The 17,195-nt window shown below is 58.1% G+C and carries 17 protein-coding genes and 3 pseudogenes; 8 read left to right on the top strand and 12 right to left on the bottom strand.

From position 1 onward, the window contains the following. The first annotated feature begins 253 nt into the window (after positions 1 to 253). The 3 genes and pseudogenes from SI859A1_RS00085 to SI859A1_RS21225 form a co-directional block, all read left to right on the top strand. Complete coding sequence (locus SI859A1_RS00085) at positions 254 to 883, top strand: AAA family ATPase (RefSeq protein ID WP_009207848.1); 630 nt, start codon at positions 254 to 256, stop codon at positions 881 to 883. Then, positions 880 to 1,215, top strand: coding sequence for a ribbon-helix-helix domain-containing protein (locus SI859A1_RS21705; protein ID WP_009207861.1), 336 nt, complete (start codon positions 880 to 882; stop codon positions 1,213 to 1,215). The genes SI859A1_RS00085 and SI859A1_RS21705 overlap by 4 nt, the downstream gene beginning before the upstream one ends. Positions 1,216 to 1,427: 212 nt before the next feature. Then, a pseudogene (locus SI859A1_RS21225) lies at positions 1,428 to 1,541 on the top strand (IS630 family transposase); the annotation flags it as partial. Positions 1,542 to 1,759: 218 nt separating this feature from the next. On the opposite strand, the gene SI859A1_RS00080 reads toward SI859A1_RS21225, so the two are convergent. The 7 genes and pseudogenes from SI859A1_RS00080 to SI859A1_RS21785 all read right to left on the bottom strand — a co-directional run bounded on the left by SI859A1_RS00080 (position 1,760) and on the right by SI859A1_RS21785 (position 10,575). Further along, positions 1,760 to 4,066: a methyltransferase domain-containing protein gene (locus SI859A1_RS00080; RefSeq protein WP_050767375.1), complete on the bottom strand. Its 2,307-nt coding sequence runs from the start codon at positions 4,064 to 4,066 to the stop codon at positions 1,760 to 1,762. Between the two features lie 11 nt (positions 4,067 to 4,077). Beyond that, a complete protein-coding gene (locus SI859A1_RS00075) occupies positions 4,078 to 4,818 on the bottom strand; it encodes an ABC transporter ATP-binding protein (protein ID WP_009207859.1) in 741 nt (246 codons plus the stop codon). Between the two features lies 1 nt (position 4,819). After that, complete coding sequence (locus SI859A1_RS00070; RefSeq protein WP_148233678.1) at positions 4,820 to 5,584, bottom strand: ABC transporter permease; 765 nt, start codon at positions 5,582 to 5,584, stop codon at positions 4,820 to 4,822. Positions 5,585 to 5,651: 67 nt separating this feature from the next. Further along, positions 5,652 to 7,793 carry a glycosyltransferase gene (locus tag SI859A1_RS00065; protein ID WP_161600094.1) on the bottom strand — a complete coding sequence of 714 codons (2,142 nt, stop codon included), beginning with the start codon at positions 7,791 to 7,793 and terminating at the stop codon, positions 5,652 to 5,654. Between the two features lie 421 nt (positions 7,794 to 8,214). Then, positions 8,215 to 8,659: pseudogene (locus SI859A1_RS20580) on the bottom strand (transposase); the annotation flags it as partial. Positions 8,660 to 8,855: 196 nt separating this feature from the next. Next, positions 8,856 to 10,091, bottom strand: a complete 1,236-nt coding sequence (locus SI859A1_RS00055; protein WP_009207855.1) for a class I SAM-dependent methyltransferase — start codon at positions 10,089 to 10,091, stop codon at positions 8,856 to 8,858. Positions 10,092 to 10,206: 115 nt separating this feature from the next. Next, a complete protein-coding gene (locus SI859A1_RS21785) occupies positions 10,207 to 10,575 on the bottom strand; it encodes a hypothetical protein (RefSeq protein ID WP_009207854.1) in 369 nt (122 codons plus the stop codon). Between the two features lie 196 nt (positions 10,576 to 10,771). Between SI859A1_RS21785 and SI859A1_RS00045 the strand changes: the two are divergent. After that, positions 10,772 to 11,146: pseudogene (locus tag SI859A1_RS00045) on the top strand (IS66 family transposase); the annotation flags it as partial. Positions 11,147 to 11,196: 50 nt separating this feature from the next. Here SI859A1_RS00045 and SI859A1_RS00040 read toward each other — a convergent pair. After that, positions 11,197 to 12,153, bottom strand: a complete 957-nt coding sequence (locus SI859A1_RS00040) for a tyrosine-type recombinase/integrase (RefSeq protein WP_009207852.1) — start codon at positions 12,151 to 12,153, stop codon at positions 11,197 to 11,199. Between the two features lie 438 nt (positions 12,154 to 12,591). On the opposite strand from SI859A1_RS00040, the gene SI859A1_RS00035 reads away from it, so the two are divergent. Then, the gene (locus SI859A1_RS00035) at positions 12,592 to 12,942 is read left to right on the top strand and encodes a hypothetical protein (protein ID WP_040324785.1); all 351 of its coding nucleotides are present in this window, start codon (positions 12,592 to 12,594) and stop codon (positions 12,940 to 12,942) included. Between the two features lie 292 nt (positions 12,943 to 13,234). Here SI859A1_RS00035 and SI859A1_RS21545 read toward each other — a convergent pair whose 3' ends face one another. After that, entirely contained in the window at positions 13,235 to 13,378 is a 144-nt protein-coding gene (locus SI859A1_RS21545) for a hypothetical protein (RefSeq protein ID WP_154653350.1), read from the bottom strand. On the opposite strand from SI859A1_RS21545, the gene SI859A1_RS21220 reads away from it, so the two are divergent. Both SI859A1_RS21220 and SI859A1_RS00025 read left to right on the top strand, forming a co-directional pair. Beyond that, on the top strand, positions 13,359 to 13,694 hold the full coding sequence (locus tag SI859A1_RS21220) for a hypothetical protein (protein ID WP_148233677.1): 336 nt from the start codon (positions 13,359 to 13,361) through the stop codon (positions 13,692 to 13,694). The two genes, SI859A1_RS21545 and SI859A1_RS21220, sit on opposite strands and share 20 nt — an antisense overlap. A 147-nt stretch (positions 13,695 to 13,841) precedes the next feature. Beyond that, complete coding sequence (locus SI859A1_RS00025) at positions 13,842 to 14,324, top strand: hypothetical protein (RefSeq protein WP_040324782.1); 483 nt, start codon at positions 13,842 to 13,844, stop codon at positions 14,322 to 14,324. A 29-nt stretch (positions 14,325 to 14,353) separates the two neighbouring features. Here SI859A1_RS00025 and SI859A1_RS00020 read toward each other — a convergent pair whose 3' ends face one another. From SI859A1_RS00020 to SI859A1_RS00010, 3 genes are all read right to left on the bottom strand, one after another. After that, positions 14,354 to 14,710: a plasmid mobilization protein gene (locus SI859A1_RS00020; RefSeq protein ID WP_148233676.1), complete on the bottom strand. Its 357-nt coding sequence runs from the start codon at positions 14,708 to 14,710 to the stop codon at positions 14,354 to 14,356. A 376-nt stretch (positions 14,711 to 15,086) separates the two neighbouring features. Next, the gene (locus SI859A1_RS21215) at positions 15,087 to 15,887 is read right to left on the bottom strand and encodes a helix-turn-helix domain-containing protein (RefSeq protein WP_148233675.1); all 801 of its coding nucleotides are present in this window, start codon (positions 15,885 to 15,887) and stop codon (positions 15,087 to 15,089) included. A gap of 184 nt (positions 15,888 to 16,071) precedes the next feature. Further along, on the bottom strand, positions 16,072 to 16,245 hold the full coding sequence (locus tag SI859A1_RS00010; protein WP_244400813.1) for a ribbon-helix-helix domain-containing protein: 174 nt from the start codon (positions 16,243 to 16,245) through the stop codon (positions 16,072 to 16,074). A gap of 298 nt (positions 16,246 to 16,543) precedes the next feature. Between SI859A1_RS00010 and SI859A1_RS00005 the strand changes: the two genes are divergently transcribed. Continuing rightward, entirely contained in the window at positions 16,544 to 17,173 is a 630-nt protein-coding gene (locus tag SI859A1_RS00005; RefSeq protein ID WP_009207848.1) for an AAA family ATPase, read from the top strand. The last annotated feature ends 22 nt before the right edge of the window (positions 17,174 to 17,195 follow it).

Genomic DNA, 17,195 nt, shown 5'->3' with positions numbered 1-17,195 from the left:
GACGAAAGCCCCATCCGGCCCCCGTCGCGATTCTAGTGCCGACCCTATGCGAGTCGGCACTAGGACGCTATGCAGGCAAAATGACTGACGACAGGTTCGGGCAAGATGCACTGCTGGACTGGCCGCTCTGCCCTTGCATCCGCTTGGTTCCTCTACGCTTTCGCGGCTTAATCAAGGGTCGACAGCTTCGTGCAAGCCGCACCTGATTAAATTGTTTGTTCGGTTAAACGGTCGGTCAGTAGAAGGGTGCGCCTTGAAGGTCTTAGCCGTCGCCAGCCGCAAAGGCGGATCAAGCAAGACGACGATATGTGTCCATCTCGCCGGGCTGGCCGACGAGGAAGGCGGGTGCGTTATTTTGGACGCCGACCCCCAAGCGTCCGCATCCGTCTGGTACGAACTGCGCCAGGACGAACGCCCATTCGTTGTTCCGGTCGGTGTGGACAATCTGCGCAAGGTTCTCGCGACGATCAAAGGCGACGGCTTTGCCTATTCCATGGTCGACTGCCCACCTCATAATGAGGCGTCCATATCGGAAGCCATGCGTGCAGCCGATCTGATCGCGGTTCCGATCCGCCCATCCCTGTTCGACCTTCGCGCGGCCGAGGCGACATTCAGCATGGCCCGCGCATTGAAGCGTCCGGCTGTTGCCGTCCTCACTGGAGTGCCCCCCCCAATGACGGGAGGAGAGGCCAGCATCGTGCGCGAGGCGCGGGCCTATCTGGAGGCGATTGACGCCGAGGTCTGCACCGCGACCATTGGACAACGCGCTGCCTTCTCACACGCCCTGTTGAGCGGATCGAACGCCGTCGAATATGAGCCTGGAGGAAAGGCGGCACGAGAAGCTGCCGCACTGTGGCGCGAACTGAAAGACCGGATGCAATGAGTAAGCGCCCATCAATCGCCAGCCTTGCCCCGAAGAAGGCTAGCGTCCCCGCACCGCAGGCATCTGCGCAGGACGACGCCAACACACCCGAGGCAGCGCCAACACCAACAAGCCGGCCAGCGCGAAGGCCCGCACCCTATAAGGCCATCCTGTCGAAGGTCGATGAGGCCACACACAAGCAGATGCGGCGCCTCGCCATCGACGAGGGCATCCCGGTTGGTGACTTGCAGATCGAGGCCATCAACATGCTGTTTCGCTCCCGTGGCCTTCCTGAGATTGCCGTTCGCGTGAGGCCCGACGAGACAGGCCGCCGACGCGGCGCCCCGGAATAGCTTGCCACCAATACACCTTTAGGCCGGTGCACCAGCGGTCGCATTACAGAACCGTTGCAGTTAACTGGTTACTATTAACCGACACACCGGAATATTTTTTAACCTCGTGTCATTGGTTGCTACCTATAATGCCGTTATCGTTAAATTGCTGGGATTATCAGGCAATGGCTTGCAAGCCGAAGGCCGGCACCGCAATGTCGATGTGCTGTGGCTTTCCCTCCGCCGACGCCATCATCGCCCACTGCTGCGACGCGTAGAACAAGCTCGTCGATCAACCATGGAGAATCATCTCCATTGGGATGCGAGATTGGGCACACTGGCTCTGATCAGTGCATGTTGGTATAAAGCGCCTGCAGAACCAAGACCTTGAACATCAGCACGGCGTCGTAGTGAAGAGCGCCTTCTCGGCGCCGCCTGATCGTCATCGGGAGTGCGTCAGACCCAATATTGGACGCCGACAGGGGGTCTACATTCCAAGCCGATTGACACAAATCCGCTAATTTCTTCGCATACGCCAGATACAAGCTGGATCAAATGAAATCTCCTAGCTTGGTCCATTTCTTGGTTTGGATGCGATGGTCAGCGCCAGCTTTCCGACGCTTTCTGTGACGTCAGACGAAACCAGGGCCGCGCGATGATTGGCCCCCGCAACCTCATGCTTCAAAACGTCGACTTCCGCACGTATGGTCTTCAGATCAGCTTGTATCTCCTGTAGCAGGAACGTTCTGATCCGCCACATGATGGGGCGCACGAACGGCCGAAACGTATAGCGGTACGTCGAAAACGCGAGCCGCCGTGCGACCTGCTGCGAATTCCGATGCTCCGCAACGGAAGTATGGCGTGTCTCGACGGGTTGCGGAGGGGACGATGGATCCTGTGGTTCCGGGACAGCGGTCTCAGAGTTAGTCACGGAAGTGATGGCACTCAACTTTCGAAGAACGCGTGCGAAGGGAAGGACGAGGCGTAACGCTTTCGGACCATCTTCCATCTGTAACTGATGGGTGAGACGATCGATCCGGGTCCTTTCACCCGCAAGTTCGGCTTCGAGAAAGCCGAGCTTGCCTTCAAGGTGGCCCCGCAAGGCCTTCAGCTCGGACTGATGCCTGGCCGTCGACGTCAACTGCTGCTTCGAAAGGATCGTTTTCCAGGGCGCGACGGCGGTTGCGCTGACTAGGCTTTCGCTGTTTCTCTCCGGTTCATAGGGAAGCTTGGCGAATACCCAACTCGCGAAGGCATACTGGACACCCTCATATTCGAAATCTTCGGTTCCTTCAGTCCAGAGAGGCACATCCCACAGCGCGCAATCGGGAATTGATGCCATCAGGCGATTGCGTAGGTCGTGCTCGAAGTAAAGCCGGTAGTCGGCAGCCGGACGTTGCTTCGTCTCCGGATATCGATCCGAGTAGTCGACCGTGAAGATGCCGACGCCCCCCGGTGCCAGGAGGTCGCGAACTTGTTGAATGAAGAACGTGTCGTCCTCCACATGCTCGAGGACAGAAATGCAGAGGATGATCTCGTATTCCCGACCACAGGAATGGTCGACATAGAAACTCTCCAGGTCGTGGCCGTTGACTTGCGGATCGATCTCGTCGATCCGATAGCCAAGCGCCTTCAGGCTCTCAACTGACGTATCCTCGTAAGACCCGATGGCGAGTATTCGGGGGGCTTCGAACTGACCGGCGACACGACGAACCGTATCGAGGCCGAACGCCTGTTGAATATTGGCGCGTTCGATCTTTCGCTTCAGCATGTCCGTCGCATGTCGGCCGAGCAGAGCGATAGCCTCCGCGTATGATTCACGGGCCCGATCGTCAAGCAGCTTGTTAAGACCGCGACCGTCGGGGATCTGCTTCGAGAGGCGGTGCCGAAGGAGGGCATCCTTGATCCGGGTGTTCCATTCCGCGCCCGACTCTGCCGCCGCGTAGCGGTGGCGGAAGCCGTTCAGCTGATCCGTTCCGGCGGCAGCGATTTCCGCCAGACCTCGATCCTCGACGCAAACCGACGGATTGGCACCGGCGAGATGACGGAACATGGCGGTCTTTGAAATCGCGATGGGCCGCTGCGCTGCCAATGCATAATCGATGCACGAGGATATGCCTCGTCCCGGCGCATCTTCGTACAAAAACGCATTAATCGTGTTGGAAGATAGAAACGAGAGGAGGTCATCCTCCGTCATGAAATCATGGGTGATGTTTAGCGTGATTCCAGGACGGTCGATGGCGGCCTTGCAAGCCTCCACGATGCCGTCGACCTGTGCTTGAGGTACCATTCCCGGATCATCATGCCGCGGAATGTTGATCCGAATGACGGCCTCCTCGAACTGGCTGTTCACAAGAGCGCAAAGTTTGTCGAACCCTTTCCCGGGCGTTCCGAAACCAAACGATCCCACGGTAAAGACTTCGGGTTCAGCCGGCATCTCGATGACGGGTTGCGGGATAAAGCGCGGCCCTGCGAGGATGCTCAGATCCGGTGGCGACAATGTTGGGTCCATGCAGACAAGACCATCGAAGAGGCGGCGGGGGAGGCCTTCCACTGAAGCTTGACTAGATTCGTGGAACACGGCCAATGCCAGCGCATCCTGCGGCTTCAGCCCGTCGTTCGCCCAACTCAAGGTGTAGGGATGATGATTGAGAAGAACGACGTCTGGGGCATGCTCGGCAAGGGAAGCCTCGTATTCCTCCAGGCTTCCGCATTCGGTGTAGTTCCAATCGATGAGACAGGACAGTGACAGCGATCGATACAACCGCTTGCCGAATTGCCAAACGCCGCACTGTTGGCCGCGATGCCCTATGAAAAGACCGGATGGACGATCACCGACAATGGACTGCTTCCTGAAATCGACGGAAGACATGGACGTTTCCTTCAATCAAAATAGCTTTCGACGACCTCATCGGCCGGGCCATCCATCTTGATACGACCATGCTCGAGCCAGATGACCCTGTTGCAGTTGTCGAGCAGGAGGTCCTTGGAATGGCTGGCAAGAATCAAAATTTTGGTCGATCCAACGATTTCGTGGAGCCGCTTGCTGGCACGATCCTTAAAGTCTTCATCCCCTGTCGAGAGCCACTCGTCCATGATCAGGATTTCGGGTTGGATCGCCGTGGACGTCGAGAACGCAAGTCGCAGCTGCATGCCCGACGAGTAGGTTCGAAATGGCATATCGAGAAAGCTGCCCAGCCCGGAGAATTCGGCGATATCATCGTAATGCCGCCGAATTTCAGCCGAGGACATCCCCATCATCGCTGCGCGAAGTCTGATATTTTCGCGACCGGTGGCCTCTGGATCGATCCCGAGCGAGATATTGATCAGTGAGACGCACTGGCCCTCGATCGTCGCTTTGCCGTCCGTCGGGCTGTAGATGCCGGCCAGAACGCGCAGGAGCGTCGTCTTTCCCGCTCCATTGTGTCCAATCAGACCTACCCGATCGCCTTCGTTCAGGGTGAAGCTGACATCCTCCAAGCCCCGGACAATGACATGGCCGTCATTGCGACGATCGATGACCCCGCCGGTCGAGACGCTAAGAATCTTGTTTTTCAGGGATCGGCTGGACGCATTGAAAACGGGAAAGTCAACGGTCACGCGTTCGAGCTGAATGCAAGTCATATCAGAGCCAGTATGCGATGCGTCGATGGAAACGGCCGAAGAACGCGATCGCGACCACCCAGCCGACGAGAATGAGGAGAAGTCCCACAACCCAGCTTGCGAGGGATGGCGCTTCGCCGAGGAGCGGCGAGCGTACGATCAAAACAAGATGATAGAACGGATTGAGCGTCAACAGCCAGTGCCCGACATCGGTGGGGAGCGTGGTGGGGAACCACATCAGAGGTGTCGCGTAGAATGCGACCTGCATGATGTTCTGCACGATCTGCGTCAGATCGCGAAACCGAGCGCAGACGGTGGCAAGGATCAGCATGATCCAGGCAACGTTCAACACGACGATCACGAGTCCGAAGACCGCTAGGAAACTGGTCAGGGTCGGGACTTTTCCAAAAACCAGAAACACCAGCGGGTATATGATCAGATTGTGCAGGAACGTGATGAAGTTTCGCCAAATCACCCGCATCACATGGGTGAACATCGGCATTTTGACCTGTAATATGATCCCGCCCGAATTCGTGAAAACGGAACAACCGTCGTTGATACAGGACGATATGAAACCCCAAACGATTAGGCCGACGCAGAGGTAAGGAAGGAACACGTCCATCGGTGCGCGAAATAACGTGCCGAAAATCAATCCGAGCGCCCCGATCAGAACGCCCATGTTGATCGTCAGCCAGAATGCGCCGACTCGTGATCTCCTGTAACTCTGGGCCACGTCCTGCCAGCCGAACGTCGCTGCCAGATCGTAGCGACGCAGACCGAACTTCACATCGTGGAGCCCGTCCTGGAACCAGGATCGAAACGATGGAAAAATGCCTTTTGCACCCTGAACCGACTTAATCACTGACGCTGATCTCCAGTCCTAGTTCGGCGCAGAGGCGGTCGGTGTAGTTCGCGAAGCTGTGTTCCTGGCAATAAAGTTGCCGCTCTTCCTCGTAATCGCCCTGCCGTTGGCCCGCGCCCGCAATCTGTTGCAAGGCATCCGCGAGGCTTTCGGGTTTGGGATGATCTTCCACGGGCTTGATGAATTTCGGAGCGGCCATCGCTCGCACCAGATCGGCGTTCGCGACGGAGGGGATTCCCGCTGCGATACAGTCCAGAAGAGCGCCTGACAAACCGCCCAGAAGGTGGGTTCTCAGCTGAATTCCGGCGTCCGCGGCAAGAAGGTAGTCACGGTATGTCTCTTCGGTCACATAAGCACCAGTAAATTGCACGAAACCCGATACGCCGAGATCGTCGCAGACTTTTTTCAGGACTTCTCGGTCCATCGCCCAGTCGCCGACGCAATAGAGCCGAGCTCGTACACCACGCTCTAGCAGGAGAGCCAGAGCCTGAATGCATTCGACTATCGATTTGTTCGGATGAATGTAACCGAGTGTCACTATGGCGAACTCGCCATGCTTTATGCCGAGCCGGCTCCGCGCCTCCGTCTTCTTCGCCAGATCGCCACGGTCGACCTGCGGAATCCGATAGATCGAGAAGGGCAGGTCCACGACGGGCTTGCCGAATCTTCGCCTGACGAGCTCCGCCGTCACGGGGGAATGCAGGACGAGCGGCGATGATACGCTCGCCAATTCCCCGAGGAACGTCGCGTCTAGGGAGGCTTCGTCGGAGAGCCACTGATCGATTTCTGCCGCATCGACGGGCCTACCCAATTCGCGAGACGCCACTTCGCAAGCCCGTCCATGCCCCAGTTGATAGGTGTAAAAGTGCAGCAAGCGATTATCGTGCTCGATGCAGGCACCGCCGTAGATAAGGAGGTTTTTCACAATCGCAGTGTGGAAATGCGAGTTTCCGACCACGCTGATTAGCCGATCGTATTCGTTATTGAGAAAGGGCAGTTCGGAGATCGGGAAGACGCTCGAGACGCCCTCCGGTTTCGCGTCGAGTGGGGAATCAGTGAAAACGTCGACGTGCACGCGTTTTCCCAATTCTTTGAGGGTCGCAGCCGAATAATCGGCAACGCCGGAGGGATCGGGAGGGAGCGGCGTCATGAAAGCCACCCGAGGACGGGCACCCTTGAGAATATTTGGGCGCGCACTGGCATCGCGCTTGGTCAACAGGAACGCGATCTGAGCCCAGAATTCCGAAGCGATCTTCTCCGCTCGAAACCTAGACCAACCGGTCGATTGCTCGCGTACGACTTCATGACGATACCATCCGTTGTAGACGAGTTTTTCGAGGAGAGCTCCAGCAGCCTCGTCGTCCTGCGGATCGAACATCAGGGCATCGCGATCAATCAATTCCCTGTGCGCTGGTATGCGCGAGGCTATGACGGGAACGTTCGCAGCCATCGCTTCAACGATGGGGATAGAGAACCCCTCCATGCGGGCGGCGACGATCGCGCAGACTGCATTTCGATAAATTGCGCTCAGCTTTTCGAGCGAGACGAAGCCGATGAAATGCAAAAGCTCAGTGTGGCCGCCACTTGCGACATAAAGATCCCGAAACGTAGCCTGCCACGAAGCAGGATAATTGCCCGAAACCCAAAGCTCAACCTTGGAATCCTGGAGGGCGGTGCTTCGGGCATGCGCTTTAATTGCGCATTCGATATTCTTGCGAGGCTCGGCGCCACCGCATGCAAGCACGTATATTCGGTCGGCCTTCGGCTTGACCCCGTTTCTTCGCTCGAAAGCCGCCTCCACCGGCGCCGCCGTTTTGGTGATACGATCGTGCGGAACGTTCAGGATCCGCGACAATTCGTCCGAGGTGTGCTGCGAAATAGGAAAAAAATGATCATATCTAGAAAGCCAAATAAGTTGCGTCTGGTAGTCAATACGATGAATTCCATCCGGCAAATAGCGATCTGGTTCGTATAACGGTATAAAGTCGTAAACTATCGAGGCTGTTAGAACTCGTACGTCGTTAATAATTCTTCCAACGAAAAGCGGATCATGTGTCATGGGCGACAGTTCAACGAACGCCATCGACCCTTGAAGATCGCCGATATAGCTATTCAATCGGATTTCATCGACCAAGGAAGAAAATCGATTCTCCAATGCGGGCATATTAGGATCGATAATTCCAATAGTTCGGCAACGCTTGCCCAAATGCCCAACGGATTTTACCAGATTCAATGCAAGTTTTCCTACACCACGATCCTTATATGACGCATCTTGCAAACACCGCATGTCAATTAAGATATTATCTAGACAAAAGTATCGTCTCATGATTTGACCCCATAATAAGATAAATTTTTATTCGGTGCATAGATTTCAATCATCAGATGCGGTTGCAACAATCCTTATGAACTCTAAACTTCTCCATACGGTTCTTGTCGAGGCCTGAATTCAAACGCGAAGTGCAACACCCCAGAACCGATGTATGACCGGCTCGGTTATCCAGACCGATGGGGACAGATGTCAGGAATTCCATGTGTGGGCGGGAGGCTGAACAATTTCAGGCGATGGCCTGTGCGAAGCGCTCACCGTAGAGGATGGCGAACTGCGCTTTGGCCATCGCCCACTCACGAGGCGGCATTTTCCACTCCTTCTCCGATTGATTCAAGACCAGGAAGAGAAGCTTCATCGCGGCGTCGTCGGTCGGGAAATGAGATGGACGATACAGGTCTGGACAGTAGCTTTAGGGAAAACGGCGACGATCGCCTCGGGAAAGCCCATCAAGCCATCGACGACAGCAAGGAGGACATCCTCGACACTGCGGTTCTTCATCTCGTTCATGACCCGAAGCCAGAACTTGGCGCCTTCGTTTTGCTCGAGCCAGATGCCCAGGATCTTCTTGGTGCCGTTGGCGCGCACGCCAAGGGCGATGTGGACCGCCTTTTCCTGACGAAGCCCTCGTCGTGGATCTTCACACGTAGAGCATCGAAGAACACGATCGGATAGTTCAACAATCGCCGCCTTCTCGGCCCGATCGGGAATATCCCACCCGCCGAGGCTGAAACGAACTTCTTCAAAGCCCTCAACGCCATGAAGATCGCCGCATAAACCAAATCAAAATGTCTCCGGAAAAGCCGGGCCGCTTCAGCTTACGTCGTACCGATCGGTCGCGAGAGAGATCGTCCCGGTTCTAACCGCGTCTTAGACGATCTCGATCTCTGGGAAGGGGAATAGGAATTTGCCGCCCTCGGAACGATATTCCGCTTCGCGCCGCAGAATGCCTTCCTTGAAATGCCAAGGTAGCACCAGGAAATAATCCGGCTTCATCGCACGGGCTTCTTTTTCCGAGATGATTGGAATATGCGTGCCCGGCGTGACGCAACCGAACTTATCCGAATTTACTTCAGCGATGGCGGGAATTTCCGCAGCGGTCAGGTTGCAGAACTGCAGCGTGACGTTGCCTTTCGTCGAGGCGCCATAACCTACGATCTTCTTGCCGTCGGCGACCAAGGTTTTGATCAGCCTCGTCAGATCGTCTCGATGGCGGAACACCCGCTCTTCGAAGTCGCGGAAGGGCTTTGGCGTGTTCAGTCCCATGCGATCTTCCTGCTCCAACAGCCAGTTCACCACTGCCTGGTTGAACTGGATGGAGCTGGCACCGGCATGAGAGGCCGTCACCGCGAAGCTCCCGCCGTTGACGTTATTCATCACCACATCGACGATCTGAAGCCCTGCTGCTTCGACGATTTTCTGAACAACCGATAACGAGTAATATTCGAGATGTTCGTGGCAGATCGTGTCGTAGGAATTCGTCCGCAGCATCGCCGGCATATAGCTTTGCTCGAAATGCCAGATGCCATCCGGCGCGAGAATTTCCTTGATCTGCCGTGCGAATGCAATCGGATCGTCCAGATCGTAGAACATGGCGATCGACGTTACGATTTTCGCCGCCTTGTCCGACTTGGTGCGGAACGCATCGGCGCTGAAAAAATCCGGAACGAGCGCGATATCGTGGGGATAATAGGATTCGAATTTGCGTCCGGTCGGGTCGATGCCGATCCTTTTGAGTCCGCTTGTTGAGTAGGCCTTCAAGGTGGTAGCATCGTTGCTGCCGATGTCTACGATAACATCGCCCGCCCGCGGTTCCGCCAAGCGCTCGAGATAGCGAACCTTATGTGTCAGATGGTCGACCATGGATTGGTTGAGCCCTGAACGATAACCGTAATTCTCGCCGTACAGCTCGTCGGCGTCATAACTGTGTTTCAATTGAAGAAGCCCGCTGTCCGGACTCCAGACTAGCTCCAGCGGTCCCGTCGTGACGTGTTCGTCAGCTGATTTCGGAAAGACGCCTGTCAGTGCCTGCGATCCGAGATTCAGAACGCTGACGAGGTTAGAATTGCCTGCCACCCGACAGTTCTTGATTTCACGATAAGCCATTAGGAGCTTTCCTTATTGCCGGAACAAGTCGGATATTCGAGCGTACCGATTGGAGACGTTTCGTTGCCTGACCTAATCGTTTGGGTCAAGAGATTGCGTCTTGAAGCGGCGCGTTCTATCTCTCAACCTCATGCCGTAGAGGCACGCGGTCGTCCTCGCGCGTGTGGACGCGGCGGCTTAACGCGTCGATCACCGCCGCGATTGTCCTGGCGTCGGCGCCCTTGGCGATCTTCACAGCAACTCCGTCGATCTCCAGTTCGACAGTTGGGATCACCTTTCCGGGCGAGTGTGATCGTTTCCGTTTCGCGCGAGGCTTCTTCTCGATGGCGGGCAGCTCGACGATCGCCGGCACGAATGTCTGTTCGATCGGGCGCGCATAGGACTTCGCAGGAGCCGTCTCCCGCAGCTTCCGCCGCCAGACGGCCTTGATCGTTCCGCCGATCGAGCGAAGCTGGCCGAGAGTGCCGTCTGCGAATACGATCAAAGTTTATAGCCGGGCCGGAAGATCAGACTGTCCGGGACCCCAAATGGGTCGTTCCCGGCGAGCACGTCCTCGATGAGCCAGGGCAATTCCTTCGCATCGGGGATCAAGACGTTCATCCGAAGGACTTTCTGCTCCAGGTCCGCAACGATTACGCACTGCCGCCGATATTCCCTCTGCCGGGTGAGTGAGGCGAGCGTTCGCCTTGGCCGACGGGATCGAAACCTTTGCGGCCTCGACGATCGCCACCAAGCGCCGGACCCTTGAGCGAGATCTTGCTGCCATTCTATCGGCGCGAACCACATGCGATCTGGCTCGTGATCTTCAGATGAAATTCCGGCGCGCCCGCGATCAGCTCCTGACCTTCGCCGCCTATCCCGGACTGGTGGAGCCCACCAACAACGGCTGCGAACGGGCGCTCAGACCCGCTGTTATCCAGCGCAAAGTGACCAATGGCTACCGCGCAATATGGGCGGCCGAGGGCGAAGCCGACATTCGCACGGTCGTCGATACCGCAAGGCTGCGCGCCGGCACCAACACTTTCCAGACCATCCTCAAAACCGTCAGCGTCTGACGGCTGAGGCCGGAAATCGCGGGGGTGGGCAATTACAATTACCTTCTGTTTTAGATCAGAATCCGCTCGACTTCGTCGAGCGTGACCTCGTCCTTCCGCCGATCATAGAGCTGCGTCGTCCGCGTACTGGCATGGTTCGCCATCGCGGCCGCCCGTTCCAGCGTGCCTCCGTTTTTGAGGTACGCAGTGATACCAGTGGCCCGGAAAGTGTGATTTCCGATTTTGGTGCCGATCCCGGCCGCCGCTGTGCGACGCTGGATCATGGCGTAAGCATTGGCCTGGGCCAAGGGCTTTGTCGTCAGCTCCCGTGTGCCCCGGCCGATCGTGCGGAACAACGGCCCCCTGCAATCCTCAGCAATGCCGCATCCATCCAAATACGAGTGCAGGTATCCTTCAAGATTGTGGTGGCAGGGCATTTCGTGCCGCTTGCCGCCCTTTTCATTCAGCCGCACCCAGAGACGGCGGTTCTGAACGTAGACGTCCTCGACCTTCATGCCGAGCGCCGCGCCGACCCGGACGAAGGAATAGATCATCAACCCGATCAGCGCCCGGTCGCGCAGGCCTGCTGGCGTCGTGACATCGATGGCATCGAGCAACTGCCTTGCCTCGGTTGGATCGAGCACCGGCGTTTTGCCCCGGCGGACGCTGTGCGAGGGTCCACGCACCGAGGCCGCTGGATTAACCGGCACCACTTGGCCAACCACCAACCAGTCGAACAGCATACGGATCGCGGAGAGCTGCTGCTTGGCTGTCGGCGCCGAACGTTTGCGCGTCAGCTCTTCGATAAAGGCCGCGACGTGCAGCGATCGCACGGCTGTGATCGAAGTCACACCATATGCTTCGCACCAGGCAAGGAATGCCCCAATGGCGCGACCATAGGCGCGGCGGGTGTTCCGGTTTCGAATACGTGAGGCGAAGAACTCTAGGAAGCGCATCGACGCGCGCTCCCCAGCCGCAGCGACCAAGGTAAGGTTATCGTGGATGATCAGATTCTCATCGGTTTCCATAAATGCCTCACTAAGTAAGCCTGTTCAGGGGCACGCCCGGCGCAAGAATATATGATAAAGGACATTATCACACATATACGGCGCCACGGATGCAATCGCGCGGGCTGGCGGGCACACTCATCGTCGCCGCGCACTTACTACATAAATACCTGTATATCAAAAACTATATTCGATATATAAAATAAAGATTTATAGATATTAAGTACAGATTTTTGAATGTACCCGTTTATACATTCATATTTGATAATTGCAAACGCGCGCGCTAAATCGCGCGCTAAATTTCCAGTCATTTTTCTTACTGATTCAACAAATTAACTGTTTGAGATGGCCGATTCGCGAGTCACCATCAGGACGAGACCACGACAGGAGGTTTGATGGCTCAGATTGTGAAGTCGGCTCTGATGATGGAGCTTGAGAATAAATCGAAGGAACTGTTCGGTGATCACCGAATCCTTCCCGTTTTGCGGAGGCGCATCGAAAGCCGGCGGCCGAACCGGGTTCGAACACCAGCTGTCGGAGATCAATAGTGACGTTTACACGTTCCTCGAATCTCACAATTTTGCGGAGATCCGCTGCCGCAAGCTTCGCGTCGAGCGTTACGAAGGGATTTCATCGCTCGAAGCAATGATCGTCCTCGCCGACGAGATTCATGAAGCGATCTACAATCGGCATGCTTTCATCGCTCGCATCATCGCGGAGGAGGACCGCCGGGTCAGCGCGGCCAACCGTAGCGACGTGGATGGCAATGATAGCGGAGAGGGAGGGGGCCATCTCAGCTACACTCCCTGATCCCTTCAGGATGCGAGCATCAAAAAGGGCGGCGAAAGCCGCCCTTTTTCCGTTCGTCAGTATCGAAGCCTCGGCCCCTGCCTATCCTTATCGACGACAGTGATCTGCTCGTGCGGGGCGAGGCGATCATCAATAGATTTGTGCCCATCCTCCTCCCGTGAGGGATCCATCGCAGGAACCAAGGGGGCCGACATTTCCGATTGATGCACCTGGTCTTGCCTCAGAAGAGACAGGACGCGCGCTCGAAGCGCCACAAGTCGGTCACGTCCGACGTGGACGGCTCGTGCGACGGTCAGGGCCGCGACGGCCGCCCGTCGACGACTTGGGCCTGTACCAGTTGCTCCAGCTTCTCCTCGATCTGGCCCAGCTGCTGCGACTGTACTGCGATCAACTCGACAAGCGTTTCGAGCAGGTCGATGACCGGATTCTCCGCCATTCCGTCGCCTTCGCCCGCCAAGACTTTCAAGCTCCCCTGGATCTCGACCAGACTGGTCCGGGCCTCCACCGATAACCTCCCGATCCTGTTCGTGTTGGACAGGATCTGGTCTGCGACTGGAGAGGATCGCTTCTGTTTCGGCGTGCCGGAGCCGGTAGGCGATGACTTTTCGCTTTTCGCCGACGAGCCGATCGACGGCGCCGAGGACGATCCCGGTGTCTCCGGTTCGGACGGTCCAGACGCCTCGCTTTTCGCCGCGGACGAGGGTGAGGCCGTGCTCGGCGAGCCCGACGGCAAATGCGGAGCCATTGTCTGATCCTTCCCAGGCAGCTCTGACAGCTGCTCTCAAATCCACTGCATCGACGCCCTTGCGCACCAGCGCCTGGCGCTTTTCGGGGCTGAGCGAGCCACGGGGCGGCTCCGATTCATCGCCGAAGGCCGCGTTGAGGCTGGCGATGACATCGTGCCTGCCGGCTTTTTCAAGATACCGAAGGCCTGCCGCAAGGTGACGACCGCGCACATGTGTGTCGCCGGCCTCGACCTCGGCAACACGACACGCCGTCTCAAGCCGGATTTTCTCAAATCCGGCTGCCAGCAGGTTGCCGCTCCATGCGGCTCGTCCGATGACGAGGTGGGCGTGAATCTCGGCTCCGCCGTGGCGGCGCGGTTTGCTGTGGTACTCGATCCCAACGGGGTGATCGGTGACGCCCATCTCACGGCAGACGACCGCGACGGCTTGCCGAAGCCCGGCTTCGCTCATGGCTGCACTCGGAGAGAGGTGGATATGCCAGAACGGACGATCACCAATGCCCCGCGCGGCGGCGGCGAGACGCGCTTCGGCAACGACAGCCGCCATTGTCGGTGCAGCACTGTTCATCGCCTCGAACGAGGAGCCGCCCGGCTGGGTCTTGGCCAGGTGCGCGATCAGGGCCTGGGCGTCACGTGACCGGCCGCCGAATTTGGTGAAGCCGCCGATCATCGCTCGCCTAGCTTCAGGACGGCCTCGTGGATTGCGGCCAGATGATGCGAGGCCGTGGCGAGGGCTTTCGTGTCGGTCGCGCCAGTGGAATGCATCTTCGCGGCGATCTGGTTCATATTTGCTCCGACACGTGCCAGCGCGGTTAGGAGCGGGCCGAGCGCCTCGGCTTGCAGATCGCGTCGACGCGCTCTTGCGGGAATGGGGAGCTTGGCTGCGCGAAGGATCACATCCTTCGCGAATGCCGAAGGGCCGACACCACGAGCCGTCGCTGCGGCGTCGACGGCCGCCGCCTGGTCCGGGGTCAACCGGACCGCTCTGACGACGGTGGCCTTCCGAGATTCGCTTTTCGACATCCGGGGCTCCGGGGTGGGGTCCATGGGGAGGGCTTGCTCTCCCCTGGCCAGTCGGGCGGTTTACCGCCCGCTGCTGGCTACTGCGCCTACTGATCCTCCAGTGTGCCAGCTGATGAGGGAATTGCGAGTCCTTTCTGGAGGCAGCCGTCAGATGCCCGGCGCTTACGGAGACTGCCGGCGAGCGCGCCATCACAGCGCTGCCGAGCCGGTAGTCGGCCAAGTGATACCGCCTCCCTGCGGAATTCGGATGTTCGTTTGTCTCATGTCACCGGTCATAAGTTCGCTGCAGGCGTGGGGGATCGATAGCAGGTCCGTAATCGGGCGCTTGTGTAGGGTCGATGCGAGGTGAAGGCGGCGATGGCAGTCGAGGGGCCGGTCAGATGGGGATGGGCGGTCGCCCCGATACCCGTCTCAAGGCCGAATTCTTCACTTCCATAAAGGGGTCTTTTCGGAATTCGTTTTTGGGTGTCAGGAGTGTCACCCTACTATCTACGGGCCTTGAGGCTGCGAAGGGCTTGAACGGGTCCGTCTCGGCCAGCCATCGGGCAAGCCCGGTGGTTTCCGCGAAGAATGGCAGGACCTTCTCCGTGATCCGGATGACGAGCCCGGTGTGCAGCCCGCGGGCGGTGCGGCGGGTCTCGATCTCGAGATAGCCCCAGCGGACAAGATCCACGAGATAGCGCCTGATCGTGCGCGCCGATCGGGACATGATCGATCCGAGCGTGGCCTTGCACGTCGAGGTCTCCCTGCCCTTCCCGCACCTGGCTCGGATGACCTGCAACATGGCCTTAGCGTTCGGCGTCAGGCGATCGTCCCGGGCGGCCGTCGTCGCCATCGTGCCGGCATACTGCCGGGAAGCGTTCGGGGCGGGCCGAGAGTGACGAGGACGAGCCGGCGCGGGTGATCGGACGTGCGATCCGGTGGCGCGCGTCTGTGGGCTTCCTATGGCAGCGGAACGGCGCTGCGCCTCTGCAAGGGAGATCAGGCCGCTCGCCTGGTCGCGCCAGATGGCGGCCCGGGCTTCGAATGTCGGCGATGTTGGGGCGGGCTCGTTGAGATTGAAAGCCCCCTGCGCAGGATAGCGTCTGCCTTCAGCCGACGGCATCGTCTGCTGAAAATTTCGCGCACGCCCAAGAGTCCGCGCGCCGGCAGGCGCACGCCATTGATGTTCCGTCATGGTCCGTTCCTTGCGCTAGGCAAAGCAGGCCCGTGGCGGCAAACCGCGTTCTCTGTTGACGATGCGATCGAGAGGGCTTAGGTCGGTGACTGCTACATCAATTTCCGACCAGGCCCCGCGGCTCCCAGCTTCGGGGTCTTTTCTTTTGCCTATGGCTTCTCCGTTGGAGTGATCATTACCGACATCACGCGCCGCCGTCTTTGAGCTTGGCTGCGTCCGCCGGGGTTATTGAGGAAACGTTGAATTTCGCGATCAGGACACGCACTGCGTCTGACCGTGAAGGCAGGCCCAAGCGTTCCTTGATGGCGTCGAGGGTTTCAATCTCCTGTTCAAACAGAATGGTTTCGGTCGCACGCATACCCATCGCTCGGCGCTTCGCTCTTGTAAGCGATGTTCTGGACGAAAGCCCCATCCGGCCCCCCTTCGGCGATTCCTAGTGCCGAACCCTATGCGAGTCGGCACTAGGACGCTATGCAGGCAAAAATGACTGACGACAGGTTCGGGCAAGATGCACTGCTGGACTGGCCGCTCTGCCCTTGCATCCGCTTGGTTCCTCTACGCTTTCGCGGCTTAATCAAGGGTCGACAGCTTCGTGCAAGCCGCACCTGATTAAATTGTTTGTTCGGTTAAACGGTCGGTCAGTAGAAGGGTGCGCCTTGAAGGTCTTAGCCGTCGCCAGCCGCAAAGGCGGATCAAGCAAGACGACGATATGTGTCCATCTCGCCGGGCTGGCCGACGAGGAAGGCGGGTGCGTTATTTTGGACGCCGACCCCCAAGCGTCCGCATCCGTCTGGTACGAACTGCGCCAGGACGAACGCCCATTCGTTGTTCCGGTCGGTGTGGACAATCTGCGCAAGGTTCTCGCGACGATCAAAGGCGACGGCTTTGCCTATTCCATGGTCGACTGCCCACCTCATAATGAGGCGTCCATATCGGAAGCCATGCGTGCAGCCGATCTGATCGCGGTTCCGATCCGCCCATCCCTGTTCGACCTTCGCGCGGCCGAGGCGACATTCAGCATGGCCCGCGCATTGAAGCGTCCGGCTGTTGCCGTCCTCACTGGAGTGCCCCCCCCAATGACGGGAGGAGAGGCCAGCATCGTGCGCGAGGCGCGGGCCTATCTGGAGGCGATTGACGCCGAGGTCTGCACCGCGACCATTGGACAACGCGCTGCCTTCTCACACGCCCTGTTGAGCGGATCGAACGCCGTCGAATATGAGCCTGGAGGAAAGGCGGCACGAGAAGCTGCCGCACTGTGGCGCGAACTGAAAGACCGGATGCAATGAGTAAGCGCCCATCAATCGCCAG

It is taken from the genome of Aurantimonas manganoxydans SI85-9A1 (assembly GCF_000153465.1).
GTDB lineage: Bacteria > Pseudomonadota > Alphaproteobacteria > Rhizobiales > Rhizobiaceae > Aurantimonas > Aurantimonas manganoxydans.
The sequence above is the reverse complement of the archived record's forward strand: the minus strand, read 5'-3'. Positions and strand labels throughout refer to the sequence as shown.

Bases quoted from the DNA above. Each gene is read 5' to 3' on its own strand.
- SI859A1_RS00055 (WP_009207855.1), bottom strand. From the start codon at position 10,091: ATGGCTTATCGTGAAATCAAGAACTGTCGGGTGGCAGGCAATTCTAAC.
- SI859A1_RS21220 (WP_148233677.1), top strand. From the start codon at position 13,359: ATGACCGGATTCTCCGCCATTCCGTCGCCTTCGCCCGCCAAGACTTTC.
- SI859A1_RS00075 (WP_009207859.1), bottom strand. From the start codon at position 4,818: ATGACTTGCATTCAGCTCGAACGCGTGACCGTTGACTTTCCCGTTTTC.
- SI859A1_RS00010 (WP_244400813.1), bottom strand. From the start codon at position 16,245: ATGCGTGCGACCGAAACCATTCTGTTTGAACAGGAGATTGAAACCCTC.
- SI859A1_RS00020 (WP_148233676.1), bottom strand. From the start codon at position 14,710: ATGTCGAAAAGCGAATCTCGGAAGGCCACCGTCGTCAGAGCGGTCCGG.
- SI859A1_RS21545 (WP_154653350.1), bottom strand. From the start codon at position 13,378: ATGGCGGAGAATCCGGTCATCGACCTGCTCGAAACGCTTGTCGAGTTG.
- SI859A1_RS21215 (WP_148233675.1), bottom strand. From the start codon at position 15,887: ATGACGGAACATCAATGGCGTGCGCCTGCCGGCGCGCGGACTCTTGGG.
- SI859A1_RS00080 (WP_050767375.1), bottom strand. From the start codon at position 4,066: ATGTCTTCCGTCGATTTCAGGAAGCAGTCCATTGTCGGTGATCGTCCA.
- SI859A1_RS21705 (WP_009207861.1), top strand. From the start codon at position 880: ATGAGTAAGCGCCCATCAATCGCCAGCCTTGCCCCGAAGAAGGCTAGC.
- SI859A1_RS00040 (WP_009207852.1), bottom strand. From the start codon at position 12,153: ATGGAAACCGATGAGAATCTGATCATCCACGATAACCTTACCTTGGTC.